General features: G+C 77.0%; 6 protein-coding genes. 3 read left to right on the top strand and 3 right to left on the bottom strand.

Annotated features, from left to right (window positions below; all coding sequences use genetic code 11):
• Nucleotides 1–25: 25 nt before the first annotated feature.
• Nucleotides 26–1,093, top strand: a complete 1,068-nt coding sequence (locus ACFWP3_RS27180) for an alpha/beta hydrolase (RefSeq protein ID WP_384225959.1) — start codon at nt 26–28, stop codon at nt 1,091–1,093.
• 15 nt (nt 1,094–1,108) lie between these two features.
• Here the strand turns inward: ACFWP3_RS27180 and ACFWP3_RS27175 are convergent, their stop codons facing one another.
• From ACFWP3_RS27175 to ACFWP3_RS27165, 3 genes are all read right to left on the bottom strand, one after another.
• A complete protein-coding gene (locus ACFWP3_RS27175) occupies nt 1,109–2,401 on the bottom strand; it encodes a cytochrome P450 (protein WP_384225957.1) in 1,293 nt (430 codons plus the stop codon).
• Nucleotides 2,402–2,483: 82 nt separating this feature from the next.
• Entirely contained in the window at nt 2,484–3,734 is a 1,251-nt protein-coding gene (locus ACFWP3_RS27170; protein WP_384225955.1) for a putative Ig domain-containing protein, read from the bottom strand.
• 99 nt (nt 3,735–3,833) lie between these two features.
• A complete protein-coding gene (locus ACFWP3_RS27165) occupies nt 3,834–4,727 on the bottom strand; it encodes a LysR family transcriptional regulator (RefSeq protein ID WP_384225952.1) in 894 nt (297 codons plus the stop codon).
• A gap of 468 nt (nt 4,728–5,195) precedes the next feature.
• Here ACFWP3_RS27165 and ACFWP3_RS27160 point away from each other — a divergent pair, with 468 nt between their 5' ends.
• Both ACFWP3_RS27160 and ACFWP3_RS27155 read left to right on the top strand, forming a co-directional pair.
• Nucleotides 5,196–12,356, top strand: a complete 7,161-nt coding sequence (locus ACFWP3_RS27160) for an SDR family NAD(P)-dependent oxidoreductase (protein WP_384225950.1) — start codon at nt 5,196–5,198, stop codon at nt 12,354–12,356.
• The coding region (locus ACFWP3_RS27155; protein ID WP_384225948.1) for a beta-ketoacyl synthase N-terminal-like domain-containing protein at nt 12,349–15,601 on the top strand (3,253 nt) is incomplete at its 3' end. The genes ACFWP3_RS27160 and ACFWP3_RS27155, both read left to right, overlap by 8 nt.

The raw sequence follows: 15,601 nt of genomic DNA, 5'->3' as shown, positions 1-15,601 counted from the left end.
ATCCCGTACGTCAGGAGCCGGCGCCGTGGAGCTGACCAGTACGTCGTTCCTCGTCACACTGATCGTCGTCACGGTGCTGGCCGTGCTCGCCGCCCTGCTCCTGTGGAACCGGATTCCGGGGCCGGGGTGGGTGCGCTGGCCGGCCCGGCTGCTGATGATCGGGCTGTGCCAGCTCACCGCCATCTGCGTGGTCGCCACCTGGATCAACGGCAGCTACGGGCTCTACGCCTCCTGGGACGACCTGCTCGGCACCGAGGCCGGGCAGGAGGCCGGGTCCGTCACCGGCCCGCCCGTGGGCCGGGCCAGGTTCACCCCGAACGGGGACGGCACCCAGAGCACCTTCTTCCGCGGCTCGCACTCCAAGCTCGCGGGCCAGGTCGTCGTGTGGACCCCACCGGAGTACAGCGCGCCGGGCGCGGACCGCACCCGGTTCCCGGTGCTGATCCTGCTGCACGGCTACCCGGGCACGCCGCGCACCTGGATCGACCTCGGGGACATGCCCGGCGCGCTGAACCAGATGGTGCAGCTGGGCGCCGCGCACCCCTTCATCGTGGTGATCCCGGAGATCTACCCGGGCGGGGTGAACACCGACTGCAGCAACACCCCGCAGCGCAAGATCGCCGACTGGCTGGCGCTGGACGTGCCCGACCTGGTCGCGCGGAACTTCCGTACGCTGCCCTCCCCCGCCGGATGGGGACTGATGGGCGTCTCCACCGGGGGCTTCTGCGCGGCCAAGCTGCCGCTCCAGTACCCGAAGGCCTTCCGGGCGGGCGCGGCCCTGGACCCCGATCCGCTGACCGGCGACCCGGAGGTGCTGCCCGATCCGGTGCTGCGGGAGCGCAACAGTCCGATGTGGCTGGTCGAGCACACGCAGAAGGCGGACGTCGGGCTGTTCCTGGCCACCTCGGCGCAGGACAAGGACAGCCCGCCGCAGCAGCTGGAGGCCTTCTCCCGGGCCGCGGCGGGCAGCGGGGTCCGGGTCAAGACCCTCGTCCGCCCGGTCGGCGGCCACAACTTCCAGACGTGGACGGGGATGTATCCGGACGCGCTGGGCTGGCTGAGCGCCGAACTGTCGCCGCCGGGGCCGGGCTAGGCGCGCCCTGCCGGATCAGGCCGGGGCGGGGCCGGTGAGCCGGACCGGCAGCTCCTCCACGCTGTTGCCGATGAAGCTGCGCTGGCGCGGGAGTCCGCCCTCGGGGACCGCGAGGTCCAGGTCGGGGAAGCGGGTGAAGAGCCGCTCCAGGGCGATGGTGGCCTCCAGACGGGCGAGCGGGGCGCCCACGCAGTAGTGGGCCCCGTGCCCGAAGGACAGGCCGCGGGCGGCGGTGGGGCGGGTGAGGTCGAACCGGTCGGCGTCCGGTCCGTGGAAGGCCTCGTCCCGGCCGGCCGCGGTGTAGCCGGCCAGGACGGGGGTCCCCCGCGGGATCACGGTTCCCCCGAGGGGCAGGTCGCGGGTGGGGTAGCGGAACGGGAACCAGCTGATCGGACTGTCCCAGCGCAGGGTCTCGTCCACCACGTCCGACCAGGTGGCCTTCCCCTCGCGGACGAGGGCGAGCTGGTCGCGGTGGGTGCACAGCGCGCGCACCGCGTTGCTGATGAGGTTGAGGGTGGTCTCGTGGCCCGCGATGAGCATCAGCCGCATGGTGCCCGTGAGTTCGGCCTCGCTGAGCCGGTCCCCGTCGCCCTCGCGGGCGGCGATCAGGGCGCTGGTGAGGTCCTCGCCGGGGCTCGCCCGGCGGGCGGCCGCGATGGTGCCGATCAGCTCGACCAGTTCGCGTACGGCGGCCATCACCTCGGCCGGGGCGGTGTCGGTGGAGACGATCACGGTGTTGGACAGGTGGTGCAGCCGGTCCCGGTGCTCGGGATCCACCCCGAGCAGCTCGCAGATGACGCTCATCGGCAGGGGCAGGGCGACGTGCGTGCGCAGGTCGGCCGTCCCGTCGGGGGATGCGGCCGCGGCGCGCTCCAGGTCGTCGAGGAGCCGGGCGGTCAGCTCCTCGACGCGCGGCCGGAGCCGTTCCACCTGGCGCGCCGTGAAGGCCTTGCCGACCAGGGCGCGCAGCCGGCGGTGGTCGGCCTCGTCGGCGGTGTGCATGCCCCGGGCGTCGGCGAAGACCCGCAGCGGCCAGTCCGGGGGGATGGTGCCGTCGTGCAGGGCCGGGAAGTGCCGGCCGTCCTTGGCCACGTCGGGATGGGCCAGGAACTCCCTGAGCGCCTCGTGCCCCAGCACGACCACGCCGGGCACCCCGCCGGGCAGTACGACCTCCGCCACGGCGCCCCGTGCGCGCAGCCGGGCGTTGAGGGCGTGCGGGCAGCCGCCGGCGGGGTCGATCACGTGCGGGAGGTGCGGGGTGTTCGGGGTGTCCGAGGCGTGCGGGGCGGACGAGAGGGGGGAGGACAAGCCGCTTCTCCTGACCTGTGAACGGGACTCGGTCAACAGTGCGGCCTGGCGGGCCGGTTGGACAAGGCCGCCCCGCCGCGGCTCAGAACCAGCCGAGCGTGAGCGCGAAGGACGTGCCGGCGGTGGCTCCGGCCGAGTCGGTCGCGGTGGCGCTGATCTGGAGGGTGCCCGTGGTCCAGGGCTTGCCGCTGATGCGCCCGGTGCCGCTGTCGAGGGTCAGGCCCCAGGGCAGGCCGGTGGCGGCGTACCGGACCGGGGGATTGCCGCCGGTCGCGGCGAGCTGGATGGTGCAGGACTGGTTGAACTTGCAGTTCTGCGGGCCGGGGTTGGCGAGCTTCAGGTCACCGGGGGTGGGGGTTGGGGTGGGCGTCGGAGTCGGCGTGGGGGTCGGGGTGCCGCCGCATCCGGGGGTGGCCTCCGGAGGCAGGGGCACCCGCCAGATCTGGGTATCGTTCTCCGATCCGACGAGCAGGTTCGCGCAGTCGGCGTACGTCACCGTCTCGCCCTGCGACTGGGCGGGCAGGGCGACGTCCGCGAGCTTGGCCCCCGAGGCGGCGTACACCGAGGCCGTGTTGGCGCCCAGCGGGCCCCCGCTGCGCAGGGTGTACGAGGCTCCCGTCGGCGAGAACGCCCCGTCGGTGGCGAACACCGGGCCCGGCCGGACCGCGGTCAGGGTGTTGACCTGGCCGGTCACGGGCGGCAGCGGGGCCTGGTACAACCGGCCGGCCGCTCCGATGAGCTTGCTGGCGATGTAGAGCCGGCCGGTGAGGGGGTCGGCGAGCAGGGACTCGGCGTCGTGCCTGCCGTCGGCGTAGGCGAAGCGGTGGGTCACCGGCGTGACCGTGGCGTTGGCGAGCTGCTCGGGTTCGGCGAACGAGTGCACGGTGATCTCCGCGCGGCCGCTGAAGTTGTCCCCGATGTCGCCGACCAGGATCGCGGGGCCGCCGGCGGCGTCCTTGCCGATGGCCAGGCCCTCCCAGTCGGTGTTGCCGACGCCCGAGACGGTGAGCGTGGCCACGAGCCGTCCGGTGGCCGCGGTGCAGTCGACGGCGAAGACCTGGTTGGTGTTCCCGCTGTCGTTGACGGCGTAGAAGACGCCCGGGTGGCGCCGGCTCATGGCGAGGCCGCTCTGTTCCGCCAGGCCCCCGGGGAGGGTGCACTTCTTCTCCGGCGCGAGGCTGTCGGCGGACGTCGCGACGGGCGGAGCGAGTGCGGTCGGGGCGGTGGACGCGGTGGCGGTGGCGCTGGTCATCCAGGCGACGGCGGGCAGGATCGTGGCGAGGGCCGCGGTCGCGAGGGCGGCGGCCCGGTGGGGTGTGAGGACTGGGGACATGCTCACAATGTGATGGGACATCAGTCGGTGGCACCAGGCCGCATCGCCTCCCGTTCGAGCATCGTTCAATGCCGCGACGGCATGGCCCGGGCGGTCCGGTCAGCGCACCGGCTCGCGTACGGGCGCCTTGTGGCCGGCGTGGGCGATGAAGGCGCGGGCCGTCCGGCTCAGCTGGCGCCGGGCGTGCGCGATGCCCACGGGACGCAGCAGGGGCGGAGTGAAGGAGCGGATCTCCGCCCGGCTGCCGAAGGCCCTGAGCACCACGTCCCGGTACCAGATGAGGGACCCGCGGCCGTCGGTCACGCCCGTCACCCAGGCGAGGCGCTCGTCGACCTCGAGGGAGGGCACGGGCCGTACGCCGAGGCAGCTGAACATGGCCTCCATCTCGGTGCGCCGGCCGGTCCCCGGGGTGGGCAGCACCATCGGCAGTCCGTCCAGCATGCGGAACGGCAGCGGGTGGGGCAGGCGGGAGCCGAGCGGCGAGATCAGCACCACCTCGCGCTCCTGGATGAAGTGGGTGGCGAGCTCCTTGTCGATGGGGAGGTCGACGAGGGCCAGCTCGGAGCGCCCCTGGTTCAGCTCCTGCACGAGGGCCTCCCGGCTGTCGTGCTGCTGGAGCCGTACGTCCACCCCCGGATGCCGCTCGGTGAAGGCCGCGACCAGGTCGGCGGCCAGGTCGAGGGCCAGGGTGGGGGTGGTGACGAGGCTGAGGGAGGCCCGGGTGTCGCTGCCGTGCGGGGTCCCTATGTCGTCGATGGCCTCCACCGCGTTGAGCACGGTACGGGCCAGCCGGACGACCCGGGCCCCCTCCGGCGTGAGGTCCACCCCCCTTCCCCGCCGGGCGAGGAGTTCCACGCCGAGATCGCGTTCCATGGCCTGGACGGCACGCGACAGGGCGGACTGGGCGACGAAGACCGAGGCCGCGGCACCGGTGATGGAGCGGCAGTCGGCGACGGCGACGAGGTAGCGGAGCTGCGCGAGAGTGGGCGTCATGACCGGACGGTAACCGCGTGAGGCTGTACCTGTAAGGGCCGTCGGGTGAACAACTCCCGCGCCTCGGCGCGGCGTTCATGCCCGGTCGGCGGCGAGGCATGCCGGTACGGCATGCCCGCCGGGAGGCGGTACGGCGGCCCGCGCGGCGGGGGCGGCGCGGCTGTGCGGGAATCGCCCCAGGCCATCGGCTCGGCGGGCCCGTGCCGCGGGTCCGTCCGGGGTGCGTGCGGGGTGGTCCGGCGGGACCGATAACGCGAAGCAACCTATTCCGCATGGCTGTTGACAGTGCGGGGCGGCCACCGCACGATGCATCGCGGCGTGAGGGTGTTTGACCACTGCTCAAGCCCGCCCTACCGCCGGCGGGCCGCCCGGCCGATGTGCGAGACCGACGCACCCCCCGTTCTCACTTTCTTCCGTTCTTCCGCTCTGTACTGCGCCATGTCACACAGCATTGGAAGAGGAGCGCCCGTGACCCCCCATCCCCCGCAGTCCGCCGCCGCCCGCGATCTGGTCGTCGCGGTGACCCCGTTCGAGGAACCCCAACCGCGGATCGTGACCGCCGCCGAGCGCGCCGGCGCCCTCGGACTGCTCGACCTCGGCCGGGATCCGGCCGCCGCGCGGCGGGCGTTCGCGGAGCTGGCCCACCGGCTCGGAGGCCGTGGCGGCGGGGGCGGCGGGGGTGGGCGTGGGGGCACCGGCATGGGCACAGGCACGGGCACCGGCATGGGCACCGGCATGGGCACCGGCATGGACCCGGGCACGGACACCGGCGCGGGCACGAGCACGGGTACGCGCGGCGGGGCCGACGGGAGCGCGGGGCGCGGCGACGGCCGGTACGGGGTGCGGGTGCCCGCGGGCTGCCCGCTCGGCCCCGGGGAGCTGCCGGACGCGGTGGACACCGTGCTGCTCGCCGACCCCGGCTCCCACACGCCGGAGCAGGTGGCCGCCTGGTCCGCGGCGGCCGGCCGGCCCCGGGTGTGGGCCGAGGTCACCAGCCGCGCCGAGGCCGCGCGGGCCGTGGCCGCCGGGGCGGAGGCTCTCGTCGCCAAGGGCCACGAGGCCGGCGGCCGGGTGGGCGGCACCACCACCTTCGTGCTGCTCCAGCAGCTCCTCGCCGCGGCCGGGGCTGGGGCCGGGGTGCCCGTGCGGGCCTGGGGCGGGATCGGGCCGCACACGGCGGCCGCGGCCGTCGCGGGCGGAGCCGCGGGCGTGCTGCTCGACGTACAACTCGCGCTGACCACCGAGGGCGAGGCGGGCCTGCCCGCCGAAGTGAGCGCGACGCTGCGGGCGATGGACGGCTCCGAGACCCGGCTGGCCGACGGGCACCGAGTGTTCGCCCGGCCCGACCTGACCCGGCCCGAGGGACCGGTGCCCACCCTGCTCGGCGCCCGGGACCTGCGGACGCAGCTGCTGCCCGTCGGCCAGGACGGGGCGTCGGCCGCCCGGCTGGCCGCGCGGCACCGGACCACCGGCGGGGTGCTCCAGGCGGTCCGGGCGGCCGTCTCCGGGCATCTGGCCGCCGCCGTACGGGCCCGGCCGCTCGGGCGGCCGCTCCCCGTCGCCCAGGGGCCGATGACCCGGGTGAGCGACCAGGCGGCCTTCGCCGAGGCGGTGGCCGCCGCGGGCGGGGTCCCGTACCTCGCACTCGCCGTGATGGAGGGCCCCGACGTGCGCCGGCTGCTGGCCGAGAGCGCCCGGCAGCTCGGGGACCGCCCGTGGGGCGTGGGCCTGCTCGGCTTCGCCCCGGCCGAGCTGCGCGCGGAGCAACTGGCCGCCGTGGCCGAGGCCCGGCCCCCGTACGCGATCATCGCGGGCGGCACCCCGGCGCAGGCGGCCCCGCTGGAGGCGGCCGGCATCCGGACCCATCTGCACGTGCCCTCGCCCGGACTGCTGGAGCGGTATCTCGCGGAGGGTGCGCGGCGGTTCGTGTTCGAAGGGCTGGAATGCGGCGGGCACGTCGGGCCGCGCGCCTCGTTCCCGCTGTGGGAGGAGCAGATCGAGCTGCTGCTGTCCTGCCCCGAACCCGAGGCCCTGGACGTGCTGTTCGCGGGCGGGATCCACGACGCGCGCTCGGCCGCGATGGCGGTGGCAGCGGCCGCCCCGCTGGCCGAGCGGGGGGCCCGGGTCGGCGTACTGATGGGCACCGCCTACCTGTTCACCGAGGAGGCGGTGGCGGCGGGCGCGGTGGTGCCAGGCTTCCAACGGGCCGCGCTGGACTGCGAGCGGACCGTGCTGCTGCACACCGCCCCCGGCCATGCGACGCGCTGCGCGGCCACCCCGTACGCCGACACCTTCGAGTCGACCCGGCGCCGCCTGGCCGAGGCCGGCGCCGAGCCGCGCCGCGTGTGGGAGGAGCTGGAGGGCCTCAACCTGGGCCGCCTCCGCATCGCCAGCAAGGGCCTGCGCCGGGCCCGTTCCACTGCGGACGCGTCCGCGGCGGACCCGTCCGGGACCAACGGATCTCACGGGTCTCACGGGTCACACGGGTCCGCGCTGGAGCCCGTGTCCGAGGAGCAGCAGTACGACGAGGGGCTGTTCATGCTCGGGCAGGCCGCCACCCTGCGGTCCGCGACCACCACCGTCGCCGCGCTGCACGCGGAGGTCACCGAGGGGGCGATCGGGGTGCTGGAGCGGCGGGCGCGGGAGTTGGCCGCGGCGGCCGCCGGACCGGCCCCGGCCGCGGACCCGCTCGACATCGCCATCGTCGGAATGGCCTGCGCCTACCCGGGCGCCCCCGACCTCGCCGCCTACTGGGCGCGGATCCTGGCCGGGGAGGACGCGGTGACCGAGGTGCCGGCCGAGCGCTGGGACCCGGAGCTGTACTACGACCCCGACCCGGCCCGGGCCGGCGAGCGCACCCCGTCCCGCTGGGGCGGCTTCCTCGGCCCGGTGCCCTTCGACGCGCTGGCGCACGGCATCCCGCCGGCCTCCCTGTCCGGGATCGAACCGGTCCAGCTGCTGGCACTGGAGATCTCGGCGCGGGCCCTCGGCGACGCCGGGTACGGCAAGGGCCGTGCCTTCGACCGGACCCGGACCTCCGTGGTCTTCGGTGCGGAGGCCGGCACCGAGCTGGCGGGCGCGTACGGGCTGCGGGCCCTGCACCCCGCCTACCTGGGCGAGCTGCCGCCCGAGCTGGACGAGCAGCTGCCGCGGCTCACCGAGGACTCCTTCCCCGGGATCCTCGCCAACGTGATCGCCGGCCGGGTCGCCAACCGCCTCGACCTCGGTGGCGCGAACTGCACGGTCGACGCGGCCTGCGCCTCCTCGCTGGCCGCACTGGACCTGGCCTGCCGCCAACTGTGCGACCTCGACAGCGACATGGTCATCTGCGGCGGCGCGGACGTGCACAACGGCATCAACGACTACCTGATGTTCGCCTCGGTGCGCGCCCTGTCCCCCAGCGGCCGCTGCCGGCCCTTCGACGCGGACGCCGACGGGATCGCGCTCGGCGAGGGCGTGGGCGCGCTGGTGCTCAAGCGGCTCGCGGACGCGGAGCGCGACGGCGACCGGGTGTACGCGGTGATCAAGGCGGTCGGCGCCTCCAGCGACGGCCGGTCCCTCGGCCTGACCGCGCCCCGCCCGGAGGGGCAGCGGCGGGCGCTTGAGCGGGCCTACGCCCGGGCGGGCGTCTCGCCCGGCGAGGTGGGGCTGGTCGAGGCGCACGGCACCGGCACGGTGGTCGGCGACTCCACCGAACTGGCCGTACTGAGCGAGCTGTTCACCGCCCACGGGGCCGCGGCGGGCTCGTGCGCGCTGGGCTCGGTGAAATCGCAGCTCGGGCACACCAAGTGCGCGGCCGGGCTGGCCGGCCTGATCAAGGCCGCCCGGGCGGTCCACGCGGGCGTGCGGCCGCCGACCCTGCACATCGGCACGCCGAACCCGGCCTGGCGGCCCGAGACCAGCCCCTTCGTCTTCGACGCGGAGGCCCGGCCCTGGGCGGTGCCCCCGGAGCGGCGGATCGCCGGGGTGAGCGCCTTCGGCTTCGGCGGAACCAACTACCACGCGGTGCTGGCCGGTTACGCGGGATCCGAGGAGCCGCGGCACGGCCTGGAGGAGTGGCCGGCCGAGCTGTTCTGCTTCCGCGGCGAGGACCGGCGGGCGGCGGGCCGGGCGATGGCCCGGCTCGCGGCCCGGCTGGAGGAGAACGACGCGGCCGGACGGCCGTGGGCGCTGCGCGACCTCGCTGCGGAGGCCGCGGCCTCCGGCTCCGGCCCGGTCCGCGTCGCGGTCGTCGCGGCCGGTCCGGACGAGCTAGCGGCGCGACTGGAGCAGGCTCGGGCCTTCACCGCGGGCGAGGGGGTCCACGTACGGGAGGATTCGGCGGATCCGGGCCGGGTCGCCTTCCTGTTCCCCGGGCAGGGCAGTCAACGCCCCGGGATGCTGGGCGAGTTGTTCATGGCGTTCCCGGCGCTGCGCACGCTGCTGGACGAGGCGCCGGCTCCGGTGGTCTCGGCCGTCTTCCCGCCGTCGGCGTTCACGGCCGAGGGACGGGCCGCGCAGCGGGCGGCGGTCACCGACACCCGGGTGGCCCAGCCCGCCCTCGGCCTGACGGGAGCGGCGGCGCACCGGCTGCTCACCGGCCTCGGCGTCCGGCCGGACTGCGCTGCCGGGCACTCGTACGGGGAGCTCACCGCGCTCTGGGCGGCCGGGGCCTACGACACGCGGAGCCTGCTGCGGCTGAGCGCGGCCCGGGCCGAGGCGATCCTCGCCGCCGCCGGAGCGGATCCGGGATCGATGGCGGCGGTGTCGGCCGCGCCCGAGGAGGTACGGGAGATCGCCGCGCGGGCCGGGTGCGTGGTGGCGAACCACAACGCGCCCCGGCAGTGCGTGGTCTCGGGGCCGACGGAGGCCGTGTCGGCGGCGGTCGCGGCGCTGCGCGAGGCGGGCCGGTCGGCCGAACCCCTGCCGGTGGCCTGCGCGTTCCACAGCGAGGTCGTCGCGGGAGCGGCGCCCGCGCTGGCGGCGGAGCTGGCGCGGACGGCGGTGTCCGCGCCCGGCATCCCCGTCTGGTCGAACGCGACGGCCGCCCCCTACCCGGCCACCGCCGAGGGGGTACGCGGCCTTGCCGCACGCCAGGTCGCGGAGCCGGTCCGGTTCGTGGAGCAGGTGGAGGCGATGTACGCGGCGGGCTTGCGCACCTTCGTGGAGGCGGGGCCCGGCCGGGTGCTGTCGGGGCTGACGGCCCGGATCCTGGGCGAGCGTCCGCACACGGTGGTGCCGCTGGACGTCCCGGGCGAGCACGGCCTGCTGCGGCTGGTGACGGCGCTGGCCGAACTGGCCGCGGCGGGCGTGCCGGTGGAGCCCGAGGCACTGTTCCGCGGCCGGACCGCCGCCCTGCCCGACCGCGCCCCGCGCAGGCCCGGCTGGCTGGTGGACGGCCACCTGGTGCGCACCGCCGACGGCGCACCGGTGGCCGGGGGCCTGCGGCCCGCCCTCCGGGTGACCGCGCCCCCCGCGGCGGCGCCGGCCGCCGACCGGCGCGAGGAGGCGGTGTTGGAGTACCTGCGCGGCACCCGTGAGCTGGTCGAGGCGCCGCGGGAGGTGCTGCTCGGCTACCTGGGCGCGCCCGGGGGCGCGCCGCGTCCGGCCGCCCGGCCGGGCGACGCGGACGGCCCGTGGGCCGCGGACCGGCCGGTCCTGGCGCCGGCCGCCGCCCACGAGCCGTGGCCCGAGGCGGGCGCCCCGGGCTCGGGCCGGCCCGGCGAGGCGGTTGTGGTGCGGGCGGCGGGCGCGCGGGCGGCGGTCCGGACCCCGGAGGAGGTCATGGAGGCGGTCCTGGAGATCGTCCACACCCGGACCGGATACCCCAGGGACATGCTCGACCCAGGGCTGGACCTGGAGGCGGACCTGTCCATCGACTCCATCAAGCGGGTCGAGATCATCGGCGCCCTCGCCGACCGGATCGGGCTGCCCCAAGACCCGGGCGGGTCCGCCGAGTCCGCGGTGGAGGAGCTGTCCCGGATCAAGACCCTGCGCGGGATCGTGGACTGGGTCACCGCCCACACCGGCGAGCCGGAACCGGCGGCGGAACCAGAACCGGCACGGGCACCCGAACCGGCACCGGCACCGGCACCGGCGTCCCACGGAGCGGCGGTGGCGGAGACGGGACCGGCCCGGGTGCCAGCCCCGGTGCCGGTGCCGGTGCCGGTGCCGGTTCGGGTGCCGGGGCCGGTGCGGGTCGCCCGGCTGCGGGTGGACACCGTGCCCGTGCCGGCGGCCGGCGGGGACCCGGGGACCCTGCGCGACCTGCGGATCGGGGTGGTCCAGGACGGCCAGGGGCTCGCCCCGGCGCTCTGCGCGGCCCTGCGCGCCTGCGGAGCCGAGGCGCTGCCGCTGACCGAGGCCGGGCCCGGGTTCGACGGGATCGTCGACCTGACCGCCCTGCGGACCGGCGCCGAGCCCGTGCTCCCCCAGGTCTTCCCGGGGCTGCGGCAGGCCCTGGCCGGCGGGACGCCCAGGCTGCTGCTCGTCACCGCGGCCGGCACCCCGGGCGCCGGTCTGCACGGCTTCGCGCGCAGCGCCGCCCTCGAGTTCCCCGGCACGCTGGTCCGCGCGGTGGACGTCCATCCCAAAGAGGCCGCCGAGCAGGTCGCCGCACAGCTCCTCGCCGAGCTGAGCTGCCCGACCGGGGCCGGCACCGGGGCCGGCACGGGGGCCCAGACCGGCGCAGGCGCCGACGCCGACGCCCCGGCCTCGGTCGGCTACACGGCCGACGGGACGCGCGTCACCCGCCGCCCCGTTCCCGCGCCGCTCGCCCCGGCCGGGGACGCACCGCCCCTCGGCCCCGGCTCGGTGGTCCTGCTCACCGGCGGGGCCCGCGGCATCACCGCCCGCACGGCGCTGGCCCTGGCCCGCGCCACCGGCTGCCACGTGGAACTGCTCGGGCGCACTCCCGAACCCCCGGCGGAGCCGGATGGGTTCGGGCAGGCCACCGACCGGGTGGCGCTGCGGGCCGCGCTGATCGCGACGGGGCTGCGCACGCCCGCCGAGATCGAGGCGGCGGCCTCGCGGATCCTCGCCGAGCGCGAGGTACGGGCCACCCTGGCGGCCCTGGCCACGGCCGCGGCCTCGGTCCGCTACCACTGCGCCGACGTCACCGACGAGGCCGCCGTACGGGCCGTGGTGGCCGAGGTGCGCGCCCGGCACGGCCGGCTGGACGGCATCGTGCACGGCGCCGGGGTGCTGCGCGACGGCCTGCTGCGCGACAAGCAACCGGCGGACTTCACCGAGGTGTTCACCACCAAGGTGGCCGGTGCCCGGCACCTGGCCGCCGCGGCCGCCGAGCACGGGACGGGGCCCGCGCCCCGCTTCCTGGCCCTGTTCGGGAGCGTCGCCGGGGTCTACGGGAACCGCGGCCAGTGCGACTACGGGGCGGCCAACGACGCCCTCGACGGCCTGGCCCGCGCCTGGGCCGAATCCTTCCCGGGCCGGGTGCTGTCCGTGGACTGGGGCCCGTGGGCGGCGGACGCGGGCGGGATGGTCACCCCCGAGCTGGAGCGCGCGTACGCCCGGCGCGGCATCCCGCTGATCGTGCCGGAGGCGGGTACCGCCGCGTTCCTGGACGAACTGGCGCACGGGGCCGACGTACAGGTGGTCCTGATGGCGGACGGGGGCCACGGCGATGAGTGAGCGTCAGCGGCGCGGCCCGCGCCCCACGGACGCGGCGATCGTCGGGATGGGCGCGGTGTTCCCCGGAGCCGGCGATCTGGCGGCCTACCGGCGCAATCTGCTCGCCGGTACGGACTCCATCGGCGAGGTCCCTCCGGGGCGCTGGGACCCCGAGGTGTACTACGACCCGGCGGGCGCCACCGGACCGGCGGCGGGCGACCGGTTCTACTGCCGGCGCGGCGGGTTCGTCGACGGCCTCGCCGCCTTCGACCCGACGCGGTTCGGGATCATGCCGGCCGCCGTGGAGGGGGCCGAGCCCGACCAGATGCTGGCCCTGCACGCGACGGCCGAGGCCATCGCGGACGCGGGCGGCGAGGACCGGCTGCCGGCCGACCGGTCCCGGATCGGGGTGGTGCTGGGGCGCGGCGGGTTCATGGGCGTGGCCACCGCACGGCTCGACCAACGGGTGCGCACCGCCCACCAGTTGGCGCAGACCCTGCGAGAGCTGGCGCCGGAGCTCGGCGAGCGGCGGATCGCCGAGGTGCGCTCCGCCTTCCAGGAGGCGCTGGGCCCGGAGCGTCCGGACGCCTCGATCGGCCTGGTGCCGAGCTTCACGGCCGCCCGCACGGCGAACCGGCTGGACTTCCGCGGCCCCGCCTACACCCTGGACGCGGCCTGCGCCTCCTCGCTGCTGGCGGTTGACCAGGCGGTGGGGCTGCTGGCGGGCGGGCGTTGCGACGCGGTGGTCGCGGGGGCCGTGCACCACTGCCACATCGCGACGCTGTGGAGCGTGTTCACGCAGCTGCGGGCGCTGAGCCCGAGCGAGCGGATCCGGCCCTTCGACCGGCGGGCCGACGGGACCCTGCTGTCCGAGGGCACCGGGGTGGTGCTGCTCAAGCGGCTCGCGGACGCGGAGCGGGACGGCGACCGCGTCTACGCGGTGATCCGCGGTACGGGCGTGGCCGGCGACGGCCGGGCGGCGAGCTTGATGAGCCCCCTGGTCGCCGGTCAGGTACGGGCCCTGGAGCGGGCCTGGCGCGAGGCCGGGCTGGATCCGCGGGCCCCGGGCGCGCTGGGCCTGCTGGAGGCGCACGGCACGGGGACGCCGGTCGGGGACGCGGCCGAACTCGACACCCTCGCCCAGGTGTTCGGGCCGCCTGCGGCCGGGCACCCGGGGATCGGCTTCGGCTCCGTGAAGTCGATGCTCGGGCACACCATGCAGGCCTCCGGCATGGCCGGGCTCATCAAGGCCGCCCTCGCCGTGCACGAGGGCGTGCTGCCGCCGACCCTGCACCTGGAGGAGCCGCACCCGGACCTGGCCTCGACGCGGATGCGGCCGGTGACGGCGGCGGAGCCGTGGGAGCGCGGGCCGGAGCCGCGCCGGGCCGGGGTCAACGCCTTCGGCTTCGGCGGGATCAACGCGCACGTGGTGCTGGAGGAGGCCCCCGGGGCCGCCCGCGCGGCGCCCGTCCGCCCGGCCGCGGCCCGGCAGGCGGGCCGCCGGTTCCTGCCCGTGGGGGCTCCGGCCGCGCCGGTGGGGGCGCCCGCGCGGGGCGGCGTACTGCTGCTGGCCGGGGAGGGTCCGGCGCAGCTGTCGGCCCTGCTGGCGGCGGGCCGGCCGGTGTCCGGGGGCGACGGGCCCTGCCGGCTGGCGGTGTTCGGGCCGACACCCCAGCGGCTCGCGCTGGCCGCGAAGGTCGTGGCGCGCGGGCGGGCCTGGCGGGGGCGCGGGGACGTCTGGTTCACACCGCAGCCGCTGGGCGGCCGTACGGCCTTCCTGTTCCCGGGCCTGGAGCCGGAGTTCGCGCCGGTGGTCGGCGATGTCGCGGAGCGGCTGGGCGCGCCGGCGCCCCTCCTCACCCGGGGGACGTCGCTGGTGGAGCGGGCCCTGGACGCGATCGCCACGGGCCGGTTCTTCGCCCGGGTGCTGCCCGAACTCGGCATCGGGGCCGATCTGCTGGCGGGGCACAGCCTCGGCGAGTGGGCGGCGATGGTGGCCGCCGGAATGTACCCGCAGGAGGCGGCCGACACCTTCCTGGAGTCGCTGCGCCCGGGCGACCTGCGGGTCCCGGACCTGGTGTACGCGGCGCTGGGCTGTGGCGCGCCGCGCGCCGAGGCGGCCCTGCACGGACTGGACGCGGTGGTGGTCAGCCACGACAACTGCCCGCACCAGTCGGTGGTGTGCGGGGAGCCGGGCCAGGTCGCGGTCGCCATCGCGCGGTTGCGCGGCGAGGGCGTGCTCGGTCAGGAGCTCCCCTTCCGGTCCGGCTTCCACACGCCGATGTGGGAGCCGTACCTCGGCCAGGTCCGCGCCGCCTTCCGGCGGCTGCCGCTGCGGACCGGCACCCTTCCGGTCTGGTCGGCCACCACGTGCGCGCCGTTCCCCGCGGAGCCCGACGAGGTGCGGGAGCTGGTGGTCCGGCACCTCTTGGAGCCGGTCCGCTTCCGCGAGCTGACACTGCGGCTGTACGAGGAGGAGGGCGTGCGCGGCTTCGTCACGCTGGGCCCGGGCAGTCTGCCGGGCTTCGTCGAGGACACCCTGCGCGGCCGTCCCCACCTGTCGGTGTCCACCTCCTCCCCGCGGCTGACGGGCATGGCGGCGCTGCGCCGCACCTGCGCCGCGCTCTGGGCGGAGGGGTACGCCCCCCGCTGGGACCTGCTGGCCGAAGCGGAGGCCGACGCCGACCCGGCCCCCGCCCCGGCGGAGGCCCCGGCAGAGGCCCCGGCGGACGCCCCGGCGGAGGCCCCGGTGAAAGCCCCGGTGCAAGCCCCGGCCCACGCCCCGGCGGACCCGCCCCGCACGGCCGCCGGCCGGGGCGTGCCGCTGGACCTCGGCTCTCCGCTGGTCCGGCTCGGGGAGGCGGCCCGCGCCTCGCTGGGCGGTCTGCTGACCGCGCGGGCGCCGGGAGCGCCTGGCACACCGGGAGCGCCTGGCACACCCGTAGCACCGGGCGCACCGGGCGCACCGGCGCGGCCGGCCGGCCCCCGCCCGGTCCTGCTGTCCGCGCTGGACGCGGTGCTGGCCGACACCGGGGCGGCGGCCAGGAGCGTCACCGAGGCCTGGTCGGCCGGACGCACGCCGGACACGGCGACCACCCAGGGCCAGGGCCAGGCCCCGGCCCCGGCCCCGGCTCCGGCTCCGGCTCCGGCTCCGGCTCCGGCTCCGGCTCCGGCCCAGGCTCCGGCCCAGGCCCAGGCCCAGGCCCAGGCCCAGGCCCAGGCCCAGGCCCCGGCTCCGGCTCCGGCCCAGGCCCAGGCCCCGGCTC

The sequence above is a fragment of the Streptomyces sp. NPDC058525 genome (assembly GCF_042719495.1).
In the GTDB taxonomy this organism is placed as follows: domain Bacteria; phylum Actinomycetota; class Actinomycetes; order Streptomycetales; family Streptomycetaceae; genus Streptomyces.
The sequence above is the reverse complement of the archived record's forward strand: the minus strand, read 5'-3'. Positions and strand labels throughout refer to the sequence as shown.

Coding starts and splice junctions, on each gene's coding strand:
- ACFWP3_RS27170 (WP_384225955.1), bottom strand. CDS start 3,734: ATGTCCCCAGTCCTCACACCCCACCGGGCCGCCGCCCTCGCGACCGCG.
- ACFWP3_RS27165 (WP_384225952.1), bottom strand. CDS start 4,727: ATGACGCCCACTCTCGCGCAGCTCCGCTACCTCGTCGCCGTCGCCGAC.